Source organism: Segetibacter sp. (genome assembly GCF_025963695.1).
In the GTDB taxonomy this organism is placed as follows: domain Bacteria; phylum Bacteroidota; class Bacteroidia; order Chitinophagales; family Chitinophagaceae; genus Segetibacter.
This window is the reverse complement of the sequence record NZ_JAOQAH010000066.1, coordinates 61963-87222: the sequence shown is the minus strand read 5'-3', so window position 1 is coordinate 87222 and position 25260 is coordinate 61963. Positions and strand designations below refer to the sequence as shown.

Here is a 25260-nt window from a genome sequence, read left to right as displayed (position 1 = left end):
TTAGCACCGGTACCGGCAGCGCCGGTTAAAGCAACATCAGCCTTTGCAAAATAAGATGCGTCAGGTGCAGGCAGCCCCCATTCCTGGAACGAAAGATTTATACCGGTCTGGTAAACTGTTGCCAAAGCTTCAGAGGTCCAGCCATAATCTGCTGCCTCAGCTCTTGCCAAAGTGACCTGCGCTGCACTAAGTATCACTACTGGATCTCCTATTTCTCTAAAACTAGGCTGCAGAATATAAGACCAGGTTGGGTTTGCTCCCGTAAACGCCTCAGCCTTTGCACGCAATAGCCCAAACGGAACGCCTACACTCGAAGTGCCGTATACAGACTGACGGGCATCACCAAAACCATTTAATAAATTAATAACAACAGGGCTTTCTCCAAAATCTTTCCGGCCGTTATATGTATTGTACCATGGATTAAGAAAGTTAGCAGGGTAAGTGAGTGTGAAATTATCAGCATTAGTTGCTATATATCCTGCGGGATCATTCAAAGCTGCTTTAAATTGAGTAGCAGCATAATCAGAAGCGCCCGGAAATCTTTTGGATAATTGTATTGCCATCATCATCCTTAATGAATTAGCCAGTTTCTTCCATTTAGCAACATCTCCATTATATATGACATCTCCCTGAATAAGCGAAGTGTTATTGAACTGAGCTACAGCAGCGGTCAAAGCACTAATCATCCCTTTGTATATATCTTCCTGCTTGTCATACTTCGCGGCTATTTTGCCCTGCAACGCCTCAGAATATGGTACATCTCCCCAACGGTCTGTTATAGTCCAAAAAAGATACTGTAATAAAATTTGAGCGGCTGCACTTTGATTAACACTCTCATTAACATTTATAATGTTTTTAAGATCATTCATAGCGCCCGAATACTCACCGCTAAAATTCAAAATGGGATTGCTATAAATAGAAACGTCTGTGTACTGAGTCTCAGAAAAATACTGCGCATATAATCCCGGCCTTGTCATTGCGGCCGTTGCGCCTAATTGGGCTTCAACGTTAGTAAATAAGGCCCTGGTAATTGGACTACCAGTGGCATTGGGGTTAACGTTTGTATCCCCAAAGTCGCTAAACTTACTACAACCACCTATAACCGACAGTGATATTAAGGCGAATAAAATATATTTTGTTCTTTTCATTTTCAACATTTTTTAAATTAACTTTTTAGAATCCTACTTTTAGGTTGAAGCCAAGACCACGGGTACCAGGAAGCTGACCTGCTTCACCACTAATACGACTAACTTCTGAAGGATCGAAATCTTTTGTAGTAGCATAAATCAACACTGGATTTCTTGCAACCAATGAAAAAGTAGCGGACCTCGCAAACCTCGCAAATCCAATCTTCTTCACAGGAATGCTATAGCCTATTGATAATTCACGCATTTTAACAAACGTTAAATCATAGATATATTCATCAAACACTTTTGTATTGTAAGATTGCTGGTAGTAGGTCTGAGCAGGAACATAATGAACAACATCTTTGCCTGTTGCATCAACACCTTCTACACGCACTCCGCCACCGTCAGGTACAGCCGTACGAACAGACTCGCCTTTGTCATTTACAGAGGCAGTACGTGCTGTAAGGCCTGAATACGACCCCCACATATCAGATAAAGAAAAGAATTTTCCGCCAACCTGATAATCGAAATTAGCGTTTACTGTAAAATCTCTCATGATAGTAAAGCTATTTTGCAGACCGCCGGTATGTTTAGGTAAAACATTTCCAAAAAATACGTTTGGATCGGTTTGGTAAAGACCTGCAGCTGTAAGAACAGGTTTTCCGTCTTTACGCAAGATACCAGGACCATAAATTTCGCCCCATTCGCGGCCAACGGCATGAACAAGAATAGGAGTACTTGCACTATAAGTGTTCTGCAAACTCAAAGTTCTAGTAATACCTGCACCTAACGATACTACTTTCTGCTCAATCAATTTAGAATACGTAGCACTGATGTCCCAGGAAAAATTAGGCAGTGAAAAAGGCCTGCCAGTTAATTGAAGATCAATACCCTTTTTTGACATTTCTCCGGCGTTGGTAAGAATTGAAGAGTATCCGCTAGTTGGAGTAATCGTCAAAGATTGTGGAATGTCTCTTTCTGTACCATCCCAATAAGTAACAGCAAAACCTACCCTGCTCTTTAAAAATCTGGCTTCCAGTCCAATTTCCTTTTGAGATGTAACAGCACCATGAATAGCTGAGTCTACCAGTTGATCAGGAGTAGACATCAAAATGTTTCCTGATCCATATTGGTTCTGGCCCACTCCATAAGTAAAGCCTGGGTAACGGTAAGCACCAAAACTAGTGGTTGTTGTTCCTAATGCTTTAGGAACCTCCCCCCACGAAGCTCTCAACTTACCAAAGCTTAACCATGAAATGTTCTTCATTAAATCGCTGAAGACAAATGAAGCACCAAAAGATTTAGAGAGTACGTTGTTATTTGCGGGAGGTAAAGTTGAATACCAGTCGTTACGCAAAGTAGCGTTTACAAAAAGGAAGTTTTTATACCCTACATCAGCCATTCCAAACACTGCTCTATACTTTTCCTGTACCCTTACGTTGCTAAGAGTAGCTGCATTAATTGAGTTATTTAATGAAAAAAAGTTAGGTACACTTAAACCTTGGTTAGTATTTCCACCGTTAGATTTACTTGTTGAATTAAAGAAATCAGAACCAGCATTTATATTTACCTGAAAATCATTAAAGGCCTTAGAATAAGTTGCAAGAAATTCTAAATTTTCTCTATTTGAATAGCTCTGAAAACTAGAGTAATAGCCTCTTGCCCTTGGTTCATTTCCCTGTGTCTGTAATCCGCTATTATTTAACTCTGAGCTAAACTTCTCCTCGTCCCATGTAGTATTTTGTTGTTTCCTGTAAGTCGCTCTTACGCTCAGATCATTCGTAATTTTATAATTAAGGGCAACATCTCCAAAAAGACGGTCCCTATTTGTTTTAACACTAGTAAGATCATACCAGGTATAGAAGTTATACCAATAGTTGGCTGCGTAAAAATTTCTTGGGCTGGCAGCATTATAAGTATTTGGATTTGAGTGGTTCCAACTTGCATAAATTCCAGCTGGAGTACGAAGATCCCTTAATTCTTTCATGATACCCATATCTAAATCCCTGTGGAACCATTGGTTAAAAGAGCCGGTTGTCTGATTAGAATATTCATCATCAATGTCACCGTTAACTTTCTGGTTAACATAGTTTACATTAACACTTGCGGTCAATTTGCTGGTAACATTCAGGCTTCCTCTTAAATTCAAAATGTTTCTTTGTAAACCTGTTGTTGGTACAAGACCTTTAATACCTACGTTAGAATATGACATTCTAAAGCTGGACACATCGGTATTTTTAGAAAAACTGATCGAATTATTCGTAGTTACACCTGTATTAAAGTATTGTTTTGCATTATTCTTTTGAGGAACCAATTTAGATGTGGTATAAGAATAGGGATGTCCACCATACCATGAGTACCACGGAATATATTCCTGTCCAACCATACGCGGGCCCCAACTTGCGTCGTCAGAGTAATCGTGATAATACTTTCCGTCTAAAGCTTTCCAATCGTTAGGATCACCTGCTTTCCAGTTGTATTTAATCAAATTTGACACGCCGCCACCTGCATATGAGTTTTGGTAATTCGGTAGAATGTAAACATTTTCAAATTGTGCACCTATGTTCACGTCAACACCGTATCCTGAGGTTTTCGTACCTTTTTTCATTGTTATTACAATAGCTCCATTTGCTCCCTGTGAACCAAATAAAGCAGATGCTGCAGGACCTTGCAATACTGTGATGTCTTCTACCTCATCTAGATTTACGTCATCAGCATTTGGTAATATTGTACCATCCACTACATAAATCACATCTTCTCCGGTACCTAAACCAGAGGCTCCACGTAACCTTACCTGTGTATTTCTTCCAAGTGCAGCAGAAGATTGACTTCTAACCTGAAGACCTGACACTTTACCAGCTAAAGCATTATTAATATTTGTCTGCCTGATAGTGTTTAATTGTTCTCCTCCAACAACCTGCGCGTTATTTGTAGTACTGCGCTTAGTTCTTTTAATGTTGAACGCGCTGGTGACAACTACTTCTTCTATCACGGCTGAAAGCCTGGATACTGAGACATTAATAGAATTTCCAGCTCCCACTGTTACTTCTTGTGTACCAAAATTAGTTGCAGTGACTACTAAAACATCGCCTGTTTTTACATTGATCCTGAACTGTCCCTGCGCGTCGGCCGAAGTTCCTGTATTACTTCCTCTAACGTTAACTGAGGCACCTGGAACAACGGCTCCGGAAGGATCCGTAACAGTACCAGTAATCACCCGTGTCTGGGATGAGGCTAATATGGACGTACATATTAGCATAACTAATAATAGAATTTTTCTCATGTGCATTTTTAATTTTTAATAGATGCCGTAAAAATACTTAAATTAAGAAGTGTTAACAAAATATTAATCAAAGCAATACTTGCTTGAACGGTGAAATAGAATGACAAGCGGTAAAAAAGAAATGCTGCTTTACAATCTTAAAATAAAGTGCGACTTTTCATGAAGTAGTTCACCTGAAATAATAACAATAGAAAAAAGTTGGAAGATTTCCAACTTTAAACACAAATTTGATTGATTTTATCAAAAAAAGGTGCCAGGATTTAGAGAAAAACAAAAGCACCTTTTTTCCAATTCCAGAAGTTAGTCGTTTGCTATTTTAACTAAGCGTTTTTAGTCAACGTCATTAAATAAAATATCAGGAATACGGTAGTTGCTTCATAAAGCATTAAACTTAGTTGAGAAAACGAATTGATGAATAGTTATATTCAATCACTAAAAATTATACATCACCTGTAATTTTATTTCACTTCTTTTATTTCCTTCAATTTTATCCAAACCACTGCTTATAGAATTTTGATTTGCATAGATGGTCTGAGCCCATCTGCACCAAACCGTTGTTTTCTTATTAACGTCCCAATTGAAATTCAAGTAATAGCGCAAGCCTTCTCCCATGAATTGTGGAATTGAATAACTATATAAAACATCGTTTTCATATGCATAAAGACGGCTATCAAAACCATCTGTTTCAAAATATTGTATGCGCCCATTAAGTGTAACAGCCTTTTTTGTCAACCTATATTTTCCATCAACATAAAATAAAAACCCCTGCTGGCTTCGGCTCTTCTCATGACGGTCGAACCACAAAATTTCTACTCTTTGATGATAAGTAAACTGGCGGCTAACGTTATAAGTAATGTGTGTTCGCCAGCTATCTTTTGGCCTTGCATACGCTTGTCGCATTGCTAAACCCAGGCCCGTAAGATTAACCGCTTTGTTTTCATTTTTGAACCTGGTATATACTTCAATCTGCTTGTTTGGTTTGTACGAAACCTGTAACAAATATTCCGATCCCTGGCTTGGAGCATCAACTCTATATTTTAACCAGGGAAAACTGAAAACATCAGCGTAAGCATTGATTTTTAAAAATGAAAAAGGTCTAATTGACAGACCTGTAAATAATCCTTTTTCGTTAGTTGGGAAAGTATTTTCAGTAAACGCATTACCATAAAGTGCCTGGTAGCTTTCTTCTATACTTCTATAGACTACCGATGCATCAACCTTTTCATCCAGGCTCGCTAACACTCCTCCTACTAAAGCTTTGGAGCTGTTTTTATCTATTGCAGCCTCACCAAAAAAGTGAAAGTTGCGATAAGTATAACCATAATCAATACTGTAATTAGACCAGCCTTTTCCGGTTATAGCATACTGATTATAGGTCGCTACATTACGAACTAAAGGATTTGAAAACCTAACGGAAATGGCATTCACGCCAATATGAAGAGGATTTTTATTGTATGAAATATTACCTCCAAAGGAGCTTTGAGTCATCGCATTTTTTTTTGCCAACTCAGCCTTCGTTCTGTGGTAACCTGAATTTAAAATTGCAGAAATAAAATCATCATTTGTTTGAGATGTGTCAGTATTCAAACTTCCATCTAACTTTCGAACAGATGCAAACGTGGTGAAATCGAAATTCTTTGTAGCGACGGTAATACCGGCACCTCTCATAAAATTATATTCTCCGCTGGAGTTATAAGGACGTAAAATATCTGCCTGCCTTTTGACCGAAGTAATATCAACACTTTTTTTAAAAGCAAGACTCTGCCAATGAATTAAACCCTGTCCAAGGTTAACAGTAAAATCTCCTAAAGCCAGTAGTTTAACAGGGCCAAGTTTTCGTGCAAATAAATGAACTGAATAAAAATCAAATCCTTGTTTCTGAGTCCCGCTGAAGAACTGCTCACCCGCATCTTTGTCACCCGTTATTCCGAACTGAAACAGGTTGCGAAAATTATACTTATATCTAAAGAAAACCTTTTGTCGACTTCCCGAATACCTGTTTGCTATACTGTCAGGCCGAATGAAACCATTGCTTTTTTCAAGCACTAGTTGAAACCTTACCAGTAGAGAATGTTGCCCCAATGTTAGTCTTTGTTTTAAATTCCCGGGCAACGAGTTACTGTTGCCAACCATTAAATAAGGTAACACTTTTTGTATCGTTGCCAAATCCCATCCTGGTATTGCTTGTAGCTCATAAATGCTAATTAAACTTCCCAACAGTCTTTTATATTTTATCAAATTCTGGATTTGCAATTCAGAAATCAGTTGAAGTTGCTTTAAATCGTTCTCAACAGCATTATTAAGATTCAATTTATTCTTCCTAAGCTGATCCATTGCCTGCAAGTAAGCATCATCTTCCGGCTCGCCGTTCTGTCGCTCGGCCAAATTTTCCAATTGCTGCTCTGCTTCATTTCCGTGTTGTATTGGCTTCTCCTGCCAACTAAAAGCCGGCAGGAAAAATAACAATGCGATAAAGGATAACGAGGTTTTTTTCACTCTTCTGCCGGTTTCTTAAAATTTATCAATAGTAAAATTCCCGGAGTAAACCCTAGTTGTGGATGATAAGCAGTATTGAGATCGATGCGGCCAAAACCAACATTTAACCCAACACCAACAGAGTTGTTATTGATACCTGTAGATATTCCTGCTCTTATAAAGATTCTCGCGTGCAAATCGTATCTCAAACCTGCAATTAAACTTACGGGTTGGCCTTCATGTTTTATAATTTCGGTACCAATAAAAACCTGTTTAGACACTTCGTACCCTAACCCCCACGAATAGATTGACTCTAATTTTTCTGTAGCGGTCTTCCCAAGCTTGCTGCTGGTAGGATTGTATACATGAACGCCAGAAATCAATTTTTCAGTTAAATGAAAAATGGCTCCTATATCGAAATTAAAAACCGATACGTTTCCATAACCTGCAACCTTAATTGTGTGATAATTAAATTTGGCACCTATGTCTATAGCACTGCTAATCTTACGCGCATAAATAATTCCCAACTCTGTTTCATTAAAAAATGATGAGCCGAAGTAATCGACTTGTAATCCAAAAGTTCCTGTCGGTGTGGGCGCTGCTATTATAGCAGTATAACTGGCAAGATCATTAAGCATAAACCTTCTTTCTCCGTAAACACCAAAGGCACCTGTTTTTAAACTGGCAATGGAAGCCTGGTTTGCTGTAGCTGAAAAAATATCCGAGAAATTGTTACTGTAAGCTCCAGGCGCGGCATAACGGTTAGATAAGGATGCTCTAACAATTTGCGCCTTTAAAGCTGCAGATAGTAAAAGTATGAGCGTTGTGACAACATATCTTAATGCTAACAACATGATAAAAAGAAAATTAATAAGAAAAACACGTTAAAGTAAATTTTATTTATTTCGAGGCCCAGCCAAAGTCAGCTAAATCAATTCTCCATTAATACCTTTGAGGTATGTTAGTACTAGATGGAAAAATTGCTTCGCAGTCAGTTAAGGAAAGTCTGACTGAATCGACTAAACAGTTAAAGGAAAAAGGAAAAAGGCCACCACATCTTGCGGCGATCCTGATTGGGAACAACGGAGCAAGTGAAACTTATGTAGCCAGTAAAGTAAAATTTTGTAGTGAAATTGGCTTTACTTCAACACTTATCAGGCTTGATGATACTGTAGCGGAAAAGGAATTACTCGCAAAAATTGAGGAGCTAAACACAGACAATAAGATTGATGGCATCCTGGTTCAATTGCCGTTGCCAAAACATATAAGTGAAGCAAATATTATCGATAGTATACATCCTGATAAAGATGTCGATGGCTTTCATCCCGTAAGTGTTGGCCGGCTTGTGCAAGGTCTTGATACATTTATTCCCGCTACGCCATATGGCATTATGCTAATGCTCGAACACTTTCAATTAACAACTAAAGGAAAGCATGCAGTGGTTATCGGACGAAGTAACATAGTTGGTCGCCCCATGAGTATTTTACTTAGCAGCAATATACCTTATGGTAATTGTACCGTTACTATTTGCCATAGCCATACTCCCGATTTAAAGCAAATAACATTACAAGCCGACATTATTATAGCCGCACTTGGCAAACCCGAATTTGTAAAGGCTGATATGGTAAAAGCAGGCGCTATTGTAATTGATGTAGGTATAACACGAGTTGACGATGCTACTGCCGCAAAAGGATACAGGATAAAAGGAGACGTTGACTTTAAAGCGGTATCAACAATAGCTTCTGCCGTGTCACCCGTGCCGGGAGGTGTTGGATTGATGACTATTGCCGGCCTCATGAAAAATACATTGTCAGCCTACGAACGAAGAAATCAATAAAATTATTACGGTTAATAGAATAAGCAAATGAAACAAAGGGAAGTAACTGACAGCCAAAATACAAGATGGACATGCGTGCAAGCTTTTAGCATGGCGAAACAAGAAGCATCTAAAAAAGCTGAATCAATATCTGAAACCGAAGAAGGGAAAGTAACCGTAGTATGCACCCCAAGTGGTGGAGCCAAAACAGTTAGATTAAAATTAGACACAGACTGGCAAGAACAAATGACAGATGAAAGTCTTACCAAAGCAATTATCGCCGGTGGTAAATAAGTAGTGTTTATGGGGTCAGCTTTATAACTTTCTGCAACTGCGTTGTGTCACACCCTTGTACTTATATCCCTTTATTCGCCACTCTTATTTCGCGGATTGTACCATTGCAGCATAAATGACAATAGAAGTTTTAGAGTCTTTACCGTATCAGCGCAACATCACCTTTGAAGCTGAAAACCTCGCCGGTTTCGCATATAACTTCTATCTGGTAAACAAATACGTTTGCTTCTTGTGGTTTACCATTAAAGGTTCCATCCCACCCAGCGCCAGGATCATTTATAGCAAAATTCGTTTTTTGAAAAACGAGATTCCCCCACCTATTAAATATCTGAAGGCTCTTAACGCCCGCAATTCCCTTACCCCTCGGAAAAAACACATCATTGCTTCCATCGTTATTGGGTGAAAAGGTATTAGGAATAAAAATATTACCATTATTGCAAAACACATTCACTGTTATTCTGTCCTCTGCTTTGCACCCACCCTGGTTTGTTGCAATTGCCTTATATACTATTGTGTTTAATGGGGTGGTTACGGTTTCCGCACAATTGCTACAACTTAAACCTGTAGCTGGAAACCACTGCCAGTTTATAACATCCACCGAACTTTTGGTTTTAATTGCTGCACTACTTCCAATTGCAATTGTTATGTTATCCTCAATAATATTGAAAACAGGTTTAGCATACACCGTTATAGGAATGGTGGCCACATCAGTAAAGCAATTAAGATAATCATGGCCGGTTACAGTGTAAGAAGTAGTTGTTCGCGGACTTGCAATTGGGGTTGCACTGGTAGCATCGCTTAAGTCGGCAGCAGGAGTCCAATTATAAGTATCTGCACCAAAAACAAACAATTTAACCGACTCTCCAACACACAAAGTATCGGTTATGGTACTGGTTATTTTGAAAGGCTGAACCACTTTAATTTCAACCGAATCTGTTTTCTGACAAGATGTAATTGCGTCAGTTCCGGTAACTGAATAATACACAGAAGCAGCTACAGGTGTGGCAACGGGGCTTGCACATGCAGAGCAACTTAAAGTGGCGTTGTTACTCCACAAATAACTATCAGCACCGGAAGCCTGCAGGGCAACAGTTGCTCCGAGGCAAATAGCCGAGTCTGCGCCGGCACTTACATTAGGTAAAGTGTTTACTTTTAATGGAGTTGCTTTAGTAGTGGTACAACCGGAAGAATTGGTTACAGAAGTATTGACCTGGTAATTACCGGCAACCGTAAACAGTTGCGCCGGAGGCGAAGGGCTCATCGAGCTGCTTCCATTTCCAAAACTCCAATTCCAGGTCACTGCAGAAGTATCCTTTACAATAGCCGAGTACAACGCCGTTTGATTAACACAGATAGCGGAAGGTGCCGTAATGTCAAGCTCCGGCCGTTTTACAACTTTCACAAAAGCATTTTCTGATGAGTCTATACAGCCGGCCGTCGTCGTTACTATTAATTGAACAGGGTAAATACCTGGCGCAGTATAATTGTGAAACGGACTTACCTCGTCAGATTTGGTGCCGTCGCCAAACGACCATTGATAATTACTGATCTGGTCAAACTTTACTACAGAAGAGTCAAAAAACTGGAGTGTCGCAGTATCGCAAAATAAATTTTTGGGAGTTCTCATATAGCTGTCAATCGCAGGCACAACAATACTATCAGAACCAAAAATGGAAACTGTGCACTTTAGTTTACTGTCTATTAATAACAATTTTGGAAGGTATTTTCCTATTGATGTGTATTCATGAGAAATTGCAGGTTCAGTAGTGGTTACTGCCGTTCCATCCCCAAAATCCCAAGTGTAACTGTTGTCATTATTTGCAGCCGTACCGGTAAAGTTTATTAAAGCTGGCAAACATTTAATAACAGGATTGTATGCAATAGTGCCGCTAGGGCCCTTTACGGTTATTGTTCTTACCAATGAGTCAGCACAAGTACCATGACCGTAAGCTGTTAGTTTTATATTATAATCACGCGCAGCTAAGAAATAGTGCGAAGGATTTGAAATATCAGAAAAATTACCGTCGTCAAAATCCCATTTCAGTGAGGTTGAATAGGTGGAGCTATTTGCAAAATTGACTTGAGCGGGAGGACACGAAATATTGGAGTCACTCATAGAGAATGAAGCCTTTGCGTTCTGAATAATAATAGCATTCGGTTTTTGCAATGTATCAGTGCAACCGTATCTATCCTTTATAGCTAAAGAGATGTTATAAGTTCCTTCTGCCGCAAAGGGATGAGAGGGATTTGCCGTGGTTTCTGGCTGGCCATCGCCAAAGTCCCAGGCATATGAAAGATCAAAACCGGTTGATTCATTGGTAAACTCAATGTTTGAGTTATTACAGGAAATAGAATCCTTCAACGAAAATAAAGCCTTAGGGTCGGTAATATTAATTCCACCCGGACTAAATAAAGTATCCTTACACCCGGAATTGTCTGTTACCACCAGGAAAACTTCGTAGGTCCGAGCGGCTGAATAGGTATGAACAAATGTTGGGTACATAGTCTTAGAAGTATCGAACTTCCCATCTCCATAGTTCAGCATCCACGAAGTAATAGGGTGATTGGCGGTTGCAATACTACTGTCCAAAAATGTGAGACTCGAGTTTATACAAGTTCCCTCGGGGTGCGTCAGTTTTGCTATTGGGCCATAAATAGTGATGCCCGCCGTCTTTTGCACCCGCTGGGTGCATCCCAACCGATCGGTAATAGTCAATGCCGGACTGTAAGTACCAGCGATAAGATAATTATGGTCTATTGTAGGACTGGTAGTGGTAACAATATTTGAATTATCGCCAAAGTCCCAGCTATAGGTGGTTATATTTTGGCTATTGCCAATTTTGGCGGTAAATACAGTAGGATTGTTTCTGCAAAGCAAATTACTACTTACAGTAAAGTCAGGGTTTTCACCAATAATCTCCAGGGTATCAGAAAAAACATCAGAACAGTCTCCATTGGTTACAAGCAATTTTACAACGTAAATGCCGGAAGCTGCATAAGTATGCTCGGGATCTTTTTCATTTGAGACTGCTGAACCGTCTCCAAAGTTCCATTCAAAGGTTTTTGCAACGATCGATTTGTCTTGAAACCTCCTTGTCAAAGGAGAATCACAATTAAAGAGAACACTAAAGTTGGCGATAGGTGGCTTAACATAGACATAATCTTTTAAAATGAGCGAATCGTAACAGGCAGAATTGCCAATAAGTAGTTTGACTGTAAAATGACCGGTATCAGCATAATGGTAAAGAGGATCAGTTGCATCGGAAGTCGAACCGTCTCCGAATTCCCATTTTGTACTGGTAATTGTACCCTCTGATAGATTTTTAAACTGTACACTTTCAGAAGCGCATGCACTTAACGGTGCCGCAGAAAAACTTGCCTTTGGCTTGTCACTTATTACAATTGCATCCTTTAATTGAAAACTATCTGTGCAGCCAGTGGCAGTTGATACTCTTAAAAACACATCATAGCTACCGGCTTTAGAATAATTGTGAACAGGGTTTGCTTCAGTGGAGGTTTGACCGTCACCAAAATGCCACGAATAAGAACTAATGGGATTTGGTGTAGTAATGTTTGCTGAAAAACCAGGTTGGTAGGGAACACAACCTGCATAGGGCAGACCTGAAAAACTGTTGATCTTGACTTTTATGATGGAAACCACATTCGGTTTTACAATGCTATCAGAACAACCATTAATAGCAGTGACTTTTAGTTTGGCAGAAAAGATACCGTAACTAGTGTAAGCATGTGTTGGCGAACTGGCGTTTGAATTAGTGCTATCTCCAAAATCCCAAAGGTAAGAAGCTGCCGAAGAGGCCTGGGGCGTAAATGAAACATTTACAGGTAAAATACAACCCGGAGGAGGTGCATTATAAGAAAAATTAGCAACTGGCTTAGGAATAATGGTAATACGCTTTGTAATAGAATCTTTGCAGCCGCCAAAATTATTAACCAGTTTTACCGTATAGGAGCCCGGAGTTTCAAAACTCTTTACAGGGCTAATTTCAGACGAAGTGGTACGATCACCAAAATCCCAAAAGCTGGATGCTACAGCCGGAGTGGAGGCATTTAAAAAACTTGTTGGGGCACCCTGGCAGATAACATCGGGTACATTAATGCGCGAAGCAACTGCCCCTATAACTGTAGGCTTTCTAATTGAATCTACGCACCCGTTTTCGTTCGTAATGATGAGCGTTACGGGATAATTTCCTGCAGTAGTATAGTTGTGAGAGGGGTTTTGATCAAAAGAAACAAAGCCGTCTCCAAAGTTCCATTTATAACTTTTTATTCCCAGCCCCGTAGATGTATTTATAAAATTAACCATCACCGGAGGATTACAACTAGTCGTAGATCCTGAGGTAAAGTTAGCTTTCGGGATTTCGTTAACCTTAATGTAAGAGGTTTTGGTATTTACCTCCACGCAACCAAGACTATTAGTGACTTTTAGGGTAATCGTAAAATTTCCGGTCACATCAAAAGTATGAGATGGCGAGCGAAGCAAAGAAGTCTTACCATCGCCAAAGTCCCACTCCCATTTGGTAATGACACCCGAACCGGCAGTGCTTAGGTCTGTAAACTGAACCGGGAGGGGAATACAGCCACCTGTACTACTCGCCGCAAAATTTACCCCCGGGCTCTTGTTGACAGTAACAAAATTGCTTTTTACTACAGAATCCCTCCTGCCTGAAGCATCTCTAACCACCAGTTTTACAGTATAATTTCCGTCGGCAAAATATATAACGCCGGGGTTTACCTGCGTACTTGTAATTCCATTACCGAAATTCCACAAATAAGTAAGCTGGGTTCCCTTACTAAGATTTGTAAACTTAGGAACAACAAAGGGAGCACATCCCTGCCGGGTGTCAAGAGTAAAATCGGCAACTAATTGCCCTTTTGCTGCCGAGCAAAAAAGGATGAAGAGGAATAAAACAAATCTTCCCCATCTGATATGTAATGATAGTAGAGACAAGAGTTTGCGAAAATATAAAAGCCGGGTCTTCGAAAAACCCGCTAAATATAGTCACGTATTAGAATAAAAAGGTTGCAAGCACATTAAAAAATATTAATATCAAATTTAAAATGCACTTACAAAACGCAGTTAGTATGCCCGTCTTTTTACTACATATATTTTTCCAACTTGTTGAAACAGACCACAGTTCGACTGTTTTTAATCATTGTTTCTCTACCGTATTAATGACACATTACCTTTGAAAGGGAATATCGTATTATTGGCACAAACAACATCAATCAGGTAAACATATACGTCAGGCTGAAGAGGCAATCCATTTAGATTACCATCCCATCCATCAATTGGATTGTTAGCGCCACCGCCATTTTTCTGGTATACAAGCTGTCCCCACCGGTTAAATACCCTAAATGACAAGACGTTGAATAATCCCGAACCCCTTATATAAAATACATCATTCATACCGTCACCGTTTGGCGAGAAAGTGTTAGGAATAAACACATTGGTATTATTACAAATCAGGTTTATGGTCACCTTATCAGATGCGGTACAGTTACCGTCGTTAGTAGCTGTAACACTATAAGTGATCTGCTCTTTTGGAGACGCTAATGGTTCAGTACAAGACCCACAACTAAGCCATTGTGATGGAAACCATTTCCAAGAAGCAATGTCTTGTGAATTTTTAGTAGTTAATTTAACGCTTCCTCCTACCTGTATAGTTATGTTGTCGCCGTTTGTAATATCAATGGAAGGAAGTGGATAAACTTTTATTCTAATATTCTGTGTATCCCTAAAGCAGCCGTTATTATCTTTTCCAATTACCTGGTACGTTATGGTCGTGTCGGGTCTTGCTTTAGGCGAGGCGATGTCAGCATTATTGAGATACAAAGAAGGAGACCATTGGTAATTGTCGGCACCAGAGGCAAGCAGTGTAGCAGTCTCCCCTTTACACAATGTATCGGCTTTACTAATTGTCATTTTAAAGGTTTGCTGTACAGTAAGCTTTACAGAATCTTCGCTTGTACATCCAAATAAAGTTTTTCCGGTTACATAATAGGTAGTCAAAGTATCTGGCTTCGCAACGGGTGTCGCACAGTTTGTACAACTTAAAGTAGGATTTGACCGCCAGGTATAGGTATTGGCCCCTGTTGCATTAAGCTTATAGGTATCAAAACGGCAAATTCCTGCATTAGCACCGGCATCAACAAGAGGTTTGGGATGAATGACAGCGGTTCTGGTCAATACATTGTAGCAACCATCACTATTCGTTGCTTTTAAAGTAACCTGGTAAGAACCGCTCTGAACATAACTTTGGCTATCGGGCTTTTGTAGGTTCGAAACCGTCCCATTTCCGAAGTTCCAGGCCCAGCTTATTGCTGACGTATCAGCCCTTTTAAAATCTGCCGTCAACCTTAATTTAGCGGGTTCGCACGCCGAAGTATCTCCTGATATTTTTATTGATGGTGCATACACAACCTTTACATAGTTTTTCGAAACTGCAGTATCAGTACATCCGAAAGCGGTGGTGGTTATTAATTTAATTGAGTAAAAACCTGTATCAGAAAAATTATGAGTAGGACTTTTTTGTGTTGAAATAGATCCATCGCCGAAATTCCATAAAAAACTAGTTACTATATCATTTGAGGTGGTAGAGTCTCTGAATGCAACAATACCGCTATCGCACACCATTCTGTTATCGCTTAAAATATTTGTATTAACAGAATATATCCTGATTGTATCCAACCCTTGAAGTGCTACTTTGCAACCAAGTCCATCTTCTAGAATCACCTTAGGCACATAATTTCCTGGGTTGATGTAAGTATGCGACACACCCGGTTTAACCGAAAAGATAGTATTACCGTCATTAAAATCCCAAACGTAGCTAACCGTATTTTGAGCGCTAATCTGGTAGTCTACTTTACCCGGGTTACACGCTTGTTTAGGCTGGTAATCGAAAGATCCCGTTGGACCCTGTATCACAACTTTCTTTGTTAATTCATCGGTACAACCACCGTTGTTTTTTACCGTAAGCCTTACAGTGTAATTGCCAGGATAGGTATAGATGTGAGATGGGTTTGCAAGTTGAGAATTCCCGCCATCTCCAAAATCCCAATTTAAGTCTGTATAATTCTTAGAGCCGTTTGTGATATTGACTACTAAGGGGGGGCAGGTCGAAAAGGAGTCGCTCATTGCAAAATCAGCTTTTGCACTATAGATGTTTATAGTAACCGAATCAGAGGAGGAACAACCGTTTTTGTCAACCATTACCATAATTACTTCATAAGAACCCGGATTGCTAAACGAATGAACTGGAGAAACTGCAGCAGATGTTGCTCCGTCCCCAAACTTCCAGTTATAAGTAGCACCTACTCCCTCCGATTTATTGGTAAAAGTTATAGGTAGAGAAGGACATAAAGCAGTATCTGATGCAGCAAACCTGGCCACAGGCTTAGTAATGCTGACAAAGCTGGCCTTTGTAATGCTATCTGTGCAACCATAACTATCTTTTACTACCAGCTTTACATCAAATGTTCCAAGGGTAGCATAATTATGAGAAAAAGGGCCGTTAGCATATGCTTCAGAATTTCCTTCGCCATAGTTCCATAAATATTCTGTTATAGGATGAATACCATCGGTTTTAGTAGAGTCAGAAAAGTTGACGGTATTGCCAAAACACGTATTTGGTGCGATACTTTCAAATGAAGCTTTTGGGCCATAAGATGTTATAGGCACAGCTGTATATAAAGTATCTGAACAATGAAGTAAATCGGTAATAATTACTGCTGAGTTTCTAACTCCCGGGGTAGTGAACCGTATGGTAATTGGGTTATACGAGGTGGTAACAACGTTGCCGGGCATACCATTAAAGTACCAATTGTAAGTAGAAATATTAGTCGGTTTTACATCCTTTACATCAAATATAATTCGTGTATTTGTACAATTAATACTGTCGCTGACAGTTAATTTACCCTGCTCATTCAGCACTATAATATTCTTTTTTACGGTATGCTGACATTCGCCGTTTGTAACAGTTAAAATCGCTGTATAACCCCCCGGTCCCGCGTAAGTATGAGAAGGGTTCTGTTCTGTTGCTGTAGCGCCGTCCCCAAAGTTCCAGCTCCACGCAGTGGCTCCTAACGATTGATCAACAAAAGTCCTTGTAAAACGATCACTACATAAATAAGAAGTGTCAAATTTTGCAATCGGAGGTTTAATGTGAATGAATTTTTTTATCTCTACTGTATCACTACAGCCGAAATTTGTAGCAATTAATTTTACATTGAAGTACCCTGTGTCGTTATAAGTGTGAGTAGGGTTTTGAGCCGCCGATGTAGAGCCGTCACCAAAGAACCATTGCCATTCATCAACTGTTCCTTTGGTCGATAGGTCTGTAAAAGAAACAGGCGTAATTGCACATACATTTTTCGGATCTGCAGTAAACTTTGTTTCCGGCTTGTTACCAGCCTTTACTGCCTCTTTAAAAACCAGTGTATCGGCACACCCACCCGGGGCTGTAACAACCAGTGTAACATTAAAAATTCCGGGTGTTGTGTAAGTATGCGATGGTGTAGCATTGCTTGATGTAAATCCGTCTCCGAAGTTCCATTGATAAGTTCCTACTTCCACATTCTCATTTATTTTAGCAACGGGCGAAACTGTGATAGGAAGACACCCTTTAATACCAAGATTGTTTATGGCTTCAATTTTAAGAGGGATAAATTTTACCAGGTTGCCCTTAACAACAGTAGTAGCACATCCATTAGCACTTGTAACTGTTAAACTAACCGAATAGGTACCAGGTGCAGTGTAATCATGAACAGGATTTTGAAGAGTTGATGCAGCCCCGTCTCCAAAAGACCATTTATAAGATACCCCATTTGTGGATGCATCTTTAAAAGAAACCACCAGCGGACCAGTACAGCCTGAAGTATTTGAAGCGGTGAACGCTGCCACCGGGCGGGGAAGAACTGTTATTGATTTTACAACCGAGTCCTGGCAGATTCCAAAAGTAGTTACCAGTTTTATTTTGTACACGCCTGCAGTAGTATAAATTCTTCCCGGATTTGTTTGAGTAGAAGTTCCGCCATCACCAAAATCCCATTTCACGCTGGTAAAGTTCGATGGAGCAGAATTATTCATTAGTGCCAGATTCACACCAGCACAAATCGTATCCGCACTTGAAAAATTAGCACGTACCATACCTACATTAATGGCGTTTGCTTTTATTATAGTATCCGTACAACCATAGCTACTGGTAGCAATCAACTTTACAGTATAAATACCGTTGTTATAATTGTTTGTTGGGTTTGTTGCAGTAGAGTTTTTACCATCACCAAAATCCCAGAAGTAACTAAAATTACCGGTGCCTGTAGTTTCATTTATAAAATTAACAGGTGCCGGACTAGAACAGCCTGGAACAGTGGTGTAGCTAAAAGCAGCATTTACCCCATCACGAATGGTTATAAATGAAGGTTTAGTAATAACTGCAGCACAACCATTACTGTTTGAAACTCTTAAAATAACGGTAAAGCTACCAGGACTCGTATAGGTATGCGTAGGGTGTTGTTCTGTAGATAAAGTACCATCACCAAAATCCCATTGCCACTTTTGAACTGCTCCCGAACCTGCAACGCTGCTGTCTTTAAAGTGCACTTTCAAGGGAAAACAACCTGTAGAGTCTGAAGCAGAAAAGTAAGCCTGAGGCAATGAGTTTACGACTACATATTGATTTTTTACAATCGAGTCTTTACCGGTAGCATTTGTAACAACCAGCTTAACATTATAACTACCAGGAATAAAATATGTTGCAATTGGGTTTTGAAGGAAAGAAATAGTTCCATTGCCTAAATCCCACTTCCACGAAATAGGATTACCAGTCGAAGTATCGGTAAAACTAACCACCATTGGCGGACAACCGGTAATCGGGGTAGCTAAAAAACCTGCCTTTAATTGTGCAGATCCCGCTGTGGTTATAAACATTAGCACAGTTAGTTGCAGCATGTGCAACCATGTACCGTTAACGGTTTTCATAGAAAATTCTTAGGATTTTAATACTGGATATTGGCCCTTCCTCGACTCAATCTTATATAAACATTTTTATCGCCCTTTTATTTTGTTCATGCGATTTTTTTTTCAGGTAATCCCTTTCGCCAAGCGTTAAATAAGTTATTTAGTTAGCTACGACGATAATATAGCCTCGTACCGCGACAGGAGAAGAATTGATAGAAGTCAGAGAACCTGAATTACAAAATCGGTGACATATTGAATGTATGACGAAGTGGGTTGATGGCGTTTTTCTGATACAAACATTAGTACCAATGGCAACATTTGTTGCGTCGCATTTCGTTCATCAAGGGAATAATAATGATGCTTTTATCATTTTTTGCCTTGTTTTTTTTTCATGCATCAGCAAAATGGGTTAAAACCAAAGGCTCGGCAAAAAAAAACCACAAGAACTTTTGAGGGCTCTTGTGGTTTTTACCTTCGCAATTCATTCCTTAAAACAGTCAACCATTTTCAGGACGAGGCTATTTTGATCTAAATCGAAATTTATGCTTTATTCTCTGTTGATTTTTATTCAGCATCAATTGCTGAGCATACTATAAATCTTTTTTTAAAAGTCGCAAATCAAAAAAAAGCATTACTGCAAATTGTTCAGCTTTTCTCGTAAATATGAAACAAAAACAGTGCTGTCAAGATTTTTACCGGTAACCAAATTGCACAATGCCTCGCTCTCGTAAAACCTTCCGTGCTTGTGAACATTGGTACGCAGCCACCCTAGTAACGAATCTGTTCTTCCTTCCTTAGCAATTTCAATTTCTAAACCCGCAATATCCTTTTTAGCCTGCTGCCACAACTGGGCAGCATAAAAGCTACCGAGACTATAGGTTGCAAAATAACCGAAACTTCCATGGCTCCAATGTACGTCTTGAAGACAACCGCGCTTATCGTCTGGAACATCCACTCCAAGCAATGTTTTGTACTGATCGTTCCAGTAGAGCGGTATTTCTTTCACTTGCAAAGACCCCTCGATCAATCGTTTTTCAAGTTCGTACCGTACCATTACGTGAGAATGATAAGTCAGCTCGTCTGCCTCAGTTCTGATAAGAGAAGGTTGTACTTTGTTAATTGCCTTCAGAAACTGATTTTCTGATATGCTTTTAAATTGAACTGGAAAGAACTCAACTAACTTGGGGTAGTAATAGTTCCAGAAAGCAGTCGCTCGGCCTACACAGTTCTCCCACAAACGTGACTGCGATTCATGCATGCTCAGCGACGCATATTCACCCAAAGGAAGCCCATATTGTTCTGCAGGCAACCCTTGTTCGTATAGTGCGTGACCAACCTCGTGAATTGTACTCCACGTCATATTTGCAAAATCATGTTCGTCCACGCGGGTAGTAATTCTTACGTCCTGGCTACTAAAATTTGTTGTGAAGGGATGTTCTGATATATCCTGGCGCCCACTTTCAAAATCGAAACCTAATTGTTTTGCCAGGTATATTCCCCATTTCCACTGTTGTTGTTTTGGATAAAACTGCCGCAAAAAGCTGTCATCTCCCGATTGAACGTCTTGCACCTCCTGAAGAAGCTGGCGTAACGGAACTTTTACATCTTCAAAAATTTTATCAACCATTTTCACAGTCGCTCCCTTTTCATACTCATCCATCAAAGCATCATAAGGGTGTGCTTCGTATCCATAGCGCTCAGCCTCTTGCCTTTTCAAATCCACCAATAACGAAAGTTTTGGCTCGAAGACCTGGTAATCATTCTGTTTCCTGGCTTCAACCCAGGCAAAAAAACTTGCAGATACAGCCTCACTCATCTTCCTTACAAACGCCGGTGTGAGTTTTTTCTGGCGGCTATAGTCTTCCCACGTCAGCTCTACGTTTCTCTTTTGCTCTTGAGACAAATCCTTCAACAACAACTCCTGTAAAAGCTTTCCATTTTTATCGTCAGTAAACATGCCGTGAGCTACTTCGCTTAAAGTGGCCAATTGCCTTCCACGAAAGTCTGCGCCTTTTTTGGGTAAATATGTTTCCTGGTCCCATTGCAACACTGCTGCCGCGTATTTAACATCTGCCAGCTTTTGCATACTATTCTTGTATTGGCTATATAATTCTTCCTGTGCATGCATATTTTATTCTTCGTACGAAGGTAAAATTGATACTTGAGAGGATGAAACAGAGTTTAACAATTAACAAAAGAGGGGCTTAGTAAGTCAAGAATGAATAAAAAAAAGAATTTTAATTGAACTTTCTTTTAAAAAAACTGCTGTAAAAGATAAACAACGAAAAAGATGAACCGTTGCTTAATTGAAGTATGGAAAGATGGAGATGAGCCGTTTTTTGTAAATATGAATAATGTGGTTTTTATAAAGAAAGATATTGTTAGCAGAAGTGCTTCAACGGTCTTACCTTTTCTAATAACGAAACATTCAGGATAGCTCAGACAGTAGAAGAAATATTCGCATTGATAGAATCCACTTCTCAAAATTCGCTCTATTTACTTTAAAATTGATTTTCCCATAAAAAAAGCTCCTATATTTGCAGCCCTAAATGCCGAGGTAGCTCAGCTGGTTAGAGCATCGGATTCATAACCCGAAGGTCGGCAGTTCAAGTCTGCTCCTCGGTACTAAAGCTCAAGTATTGTTCTTCAATTGCTTGGGCTTTTTACTTTATAGGAACTTACGGGAGCAGCGTAAGATTTAGCTTTCTTATAGAAAGTAAGAGCATATAGAACAAGGGAAAAAGCGGTAAAACCGTTAACAGCACAAGGTTATTTGTACCGCGCCATTACAAGCTGTCGTATTCCCTTTTTAAAATCATATACATTTCCGGTTATTATTAGCTTTTCTTCTTCCATGGTTATAGAGTTAGTTTGAGCATAATAATTGGTGCCAAAATGAGTTCTTTGAATTCCGTTATTTCCGAACGCCTCATCTAATGATCCTTTAAAATTATATTTAAAAACAATAAAATCATCTGTGCCATAACCGGCTACTAAGATCTTGTCTTGCTGGATAATCAGAGATGCAGAACTGCTGATACCAGTTGTTTGTAAGCCATCATCACTAAAGGTCTTGTCTAGCGACCCGTCATTATTATATCTTGCAATAGCTGTTGTTAAATAACCTGTATTGGTATAAACGGCATCTCCCGCTACCACAATCTTGTCTCCCTGAATTGCCATGGAATTAGCATAGTCGCCATAACCGAAAAAGTCGGTCTTTTGTATTCCATCATTGCTAAATGTCTTATCCAGGGTACCATCATCATTATACCTTGCAATTATGAAGTCACTCTCTATAACGGGTTTACTTGTGTAACAATATCCCGCTACTAATATTTTATTTCCCTGTGTTACCACTGCATTACAAACGGCTATAGCACTAAAATCGGTTGTTAGTCTTCCATCACCGCTAAAGGTGGGGTCTAAACTACCATTTGCATTATACCTTGCTATTGCAAACATAGAATTACCGGTACTCGAGGTGCAACCAGCAACAATAATTTTATCGCCCTGAATGGCGACCGAATACGCAATATCATTACCACTACCAAAATCAGTAGTTTGCTGGCCGTCTTCACTAAAACTATTATCTAAAGAACCGTCAGGATTATACCGGGTGATGCAAAAATCATTTCCGAGTCTCCCGCGAGCCACACCGACTATTACAGTTTTACCGTCTGGTTGTATTATTTTATTATTTGCATCGACCTTATCGAAAGAACGATAATCGCTAAACAACACCCCGTTGTTTCCAAAAGAAGAATCAAGTGTTCCTACTTGTCCATTTGCCAAGTTTGAAAAACACAATAAAAAGGTTCCTAAGTATAATATATTCATGAGCGTTCAATTAATGGATACAATTAGTATTACTCTAAAAATTATTCTTAAAGATAAAATAGTGCTGGATAATTTCCTATTATGGGAACAACAATGTAAAACGTCTCGCCAATAAAAGCATTGAAAAATAAATAGCGTTTACTAACTAAAGAAGAATTATGCACCCATAAGGTTGCATAATTACTAGCGCTGGTGGTAGTTATGGGAGTATATAATTCTGCTAAGAATAAAAAAGCAAGAGGTCGGCCTTTTAAGAAATCGGGAAATACCCAAATTGAAACAAAACCTCCCCGGCTGGGAAGCTTGTTGACATGAAAAGGTAACACTCATTAAGCTGTAAGTAGGAAGGGCTTCTGTTACTCTCTTAAAGAAGAATGGCTACTACTATTGCTAATAAAATAAGAAGTATTGTGAAAATATCGTGGGTATCTATCTTGCTGATCCCCTTCTTTTGAAGTTTTACTAAACTGTCAAATACCGAGTTAGTCATTTACCTGATTTTGCTTCTAATTTAATTTATATATTCTATAATTATTGCATTTGTTAGTACTTTAATTTGGCCACTTAGTTATCAACAGATGGCAACTTTGTAAGCGCTATAAGATTGGCATTAAGTTGGCTAACTGTTGAACAAAATGCACAAGAGTGCGACGCAACGAGAGATTAATAGAAGTAGAAATGTTAGGTTTACAAAACACTTGCTCCGCTTAGTACACCCTTTGAGTATACCAACAAATCCATATTTTTAAATAATGAAGTCAAAAGGCATTTTATTGATTGTATGTTGTTTCGTTTACCCGCTTTTTTCTAAAGCTCAGCTTATGGAAGAAAAAAGTTTTTTTACAAAAGCCGACACATTAAGAGGAAGCATTACAGAATTTAGAAAAGGATGGGATGTGATAAGTTATGAGTTGACTATACAACCTGATATTATTGCCGAAACAATTGAAGGCAAAAACACAATCACTTATAGAGAGGACCTGCCGGTTTATACCATGCAGATCGACTTACAGCAGCCCCTTGTAGTCGACAGCATCACGGGTAACAATAATAATTATAGGTTCAGAAGGGATAACAACGTGTGTTATGTTTACTTACGTGATAGCCTTGCACAATATAAGTTTGCGCCTGGTATCAGGAAGCTAACCATTTACTATCATGGCAGGCCAAAGGAAGCAAAAAGAGCACCATGGGACGGAGGACTGGTTTGGAGCAATGACGCGAATAAAAACCCATGGATTGCCACCGCCTGCCAGGGATTGGGAGCTAGCGTTTGGTGGCCATGCAAAGATCATCAAAGTGATGAGCCGGATAGTGGAATGAGCGTGCATATAATTGCCCCCGACACTTTAGTTGCAATTAGTAACGGTAGGTTACAAAATGTAACCTCTTCAAAAGGCGGGTATAAAACATGGACGTGGCAAGTAAAAAATCCGATCAACTCTTATGACGTTACTATGAATATAGGAAAGTATACACATTGGAGTGACACTTTGATGGGAGAAGGAGGCAAACTGGATCTTGAATATTGGGTTTTGAATGATAACCTCGAAAAAGGTAAAAAGCAGTTTCAACAGATAAAACCGATGATTCGAAGTCATGAATACTGGTTTGGCAAGTATCCGTTTTACGAAGACAGTTACAAATTAGTAGAGACACCTTTTTTAGGAATGGAACACCAGAGCGCAGTAGCTTATGGAAATAAATTTGAAAACGGATACCTGGGCAAAGACTTGAGCGGTTCTGGCTGGGGTTCAAAATGGGATTTTATCATCATTCATGAAAGTGGACATGAATGGTTTGGTAACAGTATAACAAGTAAAGACATGGCTGACATGTGGATACACGAAGGCTTCACAAGCTATAGCGAAACTTTGTTTACTGAGACTATGTTTGGCAAAAAAGCAGCAGCGGATTATAATTATGGCATAAGAAAAAACATAAGAAACGATAAGAATGTTATTGGCTTTTACGGAGTAAATAAAGAAGGCAGCGGCGACATGTATTATAAAGCATCCAACATGCTTAACATCATCAGGCAATCTATTAATGAAGACACTAAATTCAGAAATATTTTAAGAGGATTAAACGCTACCTTTTATCATGAAACCGTTACAACCCGGCAGATAGAAGACTTTATCTCAAAAGAAAGTGGCAGAGATTTTTCTAAAGTGTTTGATCAGTACCTAAGAACTACCCAGGTGCCCCTGCTGGAATATTACTTTTCTAAAAACAAACAAAAGATTTTTTTCAGGTGGACCAACTGCGTCAGCGGCTTCAATTTGCCAATTATTATTGCTGATAAAACAGAAGGCTTTACTATTACTCCAACCCAAACCTGGAAGAATGTTTCATTACCCAAAAATTTCTCGTCAGCGGCGTGGGCTGATATAATAGAAAAGCGCTATTATGTAGCAATGCAACAAACAAAAGCACAATCTTAGTAAAC

The 25260-nt window shown here is 39.3% G+C and carries 13 protein-coding genes and 1 tRNA gene; 5 read left to right on the top strand and 9 right to left on the bottom strand.

Going from position 1 to position 25260, the window contains the following annotated elements; all coding sequences use genetic code 11:
- From JWR87_RS11225 to JWR87_RS11210, 4 genes are all read right to left on the bottom strand, one after another.
- Window positions 1-1148, bottom strand: a 1148-nt coding sequence (locus JWR87_RS11225; protein ID WP_297819806.1) for a SusD/RagB family nutrient-binding outer membrane lipoprotein, incomplete at its 3' end; no start/stop codon positions are given.
- 25 nt (window positions 1149-1173) lie between these two features.
- Complete coding sequence (locus tag JWR87_RS11220; protein ID WP_297819803.1) at window positions 1174-4410, bottom strand: SusC/RagA family TonB-linked outer membrane protein; 3237 nt, start codon at window positions 4408-4410, stop codon at window positions 1174-1176.
- A gap of 432 nt (window positions 4411-4842) precedes the next feature.
- Complete coding sequence (locus tag JWR87_RS11215; protein WP_297819801.1) at window positions 4843-6906, bottom strand: hypothetical protein; 2064 nt, start codon at window positions 6904-6906, stop codon at window positions 4843-4845.
- Window positions 6903-7739: a hypothetical protein gene (locus JWR87_RS11210; RefSeq protein WP_297819798.1), complete on the bottom strand. Its 837-nt coding sequence runs from the start codon at window positions 7737-7739 to the stop codon at window positions 6903-6905. The genes JWR87_RS11215 and JWR87_RS11210 overlap by 4 nt, the downstream gene beginning before the upstream one ends.
- A 104-nt stretch (window positions 7740-7843) precedes the next feature.
- Here JWR87_RS11210 and JWR87_RS11205 point away from each other — a divergent pair, with 104 nt between their 5' ends.
- Window positions 7844-8722 carry a bifunctional 5,10-methylenetetrahydrofolate dehydrogenase/5,10-methenyltetrahydrofolate cyclohydrolase gene (locus JWR87_RS11205; protein ID WP_297819795.1) on the top strand — a complete coding sequence of 293 codons (879 nt, stop codon included), beginning with the start codon at window positions 7844-7846 and terminating at the stop codon, window positions 8720-8722.
- 27 nt (window positions 8723-8749) lie between these two features.
- Window positions 8750-8995, top strand: coding sequence for a hypothetical protein (locus JWR87_RS11200; RefSeq protein ID WP_297819792.1), 246 nt, complete (start codon window positions 8750-8752; stop codon window positions 8993-8995).
- A gap of 139 nt (window positions 8996-9134) precedes the next feature.
- On the opposite strand, the gene JWR87_RS11195 is transcribed toward JWR87_RS11200, so the two are convergent.
- The 3 genes from JWR87_RS11195 to JWR87_RS11185 form a co-directional block, all read right to left on the bottom strand.
- Window positions 9135-13964 carry a PKD domain-containing protein gene (locus JWR87_RS11195; RefSeq protein ID WP_297819789.1) on the bottom strand — a complete coding sequence of 1610 codons (4830 nt, stop codon included), beginning with the start codon at window positions 13962-13964 and terminating at the stop codon, window positions 9135-9137.
- Window positions 13965-14177: 213 nt separating this feature from the next.
- A complete protein-coding gene (locus JWR87_RS11190) occupies window positions 14178-18992 on the bottom strand; it encodes a PKD domain-containing protein (protein ID WP_297819787.1) in 4815 nt (1604 codons plus the stop codon).
- Between the two features lie 610 nt (window positions 18993-19602).
- The gene (locus JWR87_RS11185; protein WP_297819784.1) at window positions 19603-21099 is read right to left on the bottom strand and encodes a carboxypeptidase M32; all 1497 of its coding nucleotides are present in this window, start codon (window positions 21097-21099) and stop codon (window positions 19603-19605) included.
- A gap of 162 nt (window positions 21100-21261) precedes the next feature.
- On the opposite strand from JWR87_RS11185, the gene JWR87_RS11180 reads away from it, so the two are divergent.
- On the top strand, window positions 21262-21408 hold the full coding sequence (locus JWR87_RS11180) for a hypothetical protein (protein WP_297819782.1): 147 nt from the start codon (window positions 21262-21264) through the stop codon (window positions 21406-21408).
- Between the two features lie 114 nt (window positions 21409-21522).
- A tRNA-Met gene (locus tag JWR87_RS11175) sits at window positions 21523-21596 on the top strand.
- Window positions 21597-21740: 144 nt separating this feature from the next.
- Here the strand turns inward: JWR87_RS11175 and JWR87_RS11170 are convergent.
- Together JWR87_RS11170 and JWR87_RS11165 are read right to left on the bottom strand one after the other, a co-directional pair.
- Window positions 21741-22811 (bottom strand): hypothetical protein, encoded by a 1071-nt coding sequence (locus JWR87_RS11170; RefSeq protein WP_297819779.1) that lies wholly within the window; start codon window positions 22809-22811, stop codon window positions 21741-21743.
- 364 nt (window positions 22812-23175) lie between these two features.
- Complete coding sequence (locus tag JWR87_RS11165; protein ID WP_297819777.1) at window positions 23176-23301, bottom strand: hypothetical protein; 126 nt, start codon at window positions 23299-23301, stop codon at window positions 23176-23178.
- A gap of 331 nt (window positions 23302-23632) precedes the next feature.
- On the opposite strand from JWR87_RS11165, the gene JWR87_RS11160 reads away from it, so the two are divergent.
- On the top strand, window positions 23633-25255 hold the full coding sequence (locus tag JWR87_RS11160) for a M1 family metallopeptidase (protein WP_297819774.1): 1623 nt from the start codon (window positions 23633-23635) through the stop codon (window positions 25253-25255).
- Window positions 25256-25260 lie beyond the last annotated feature (5 nt).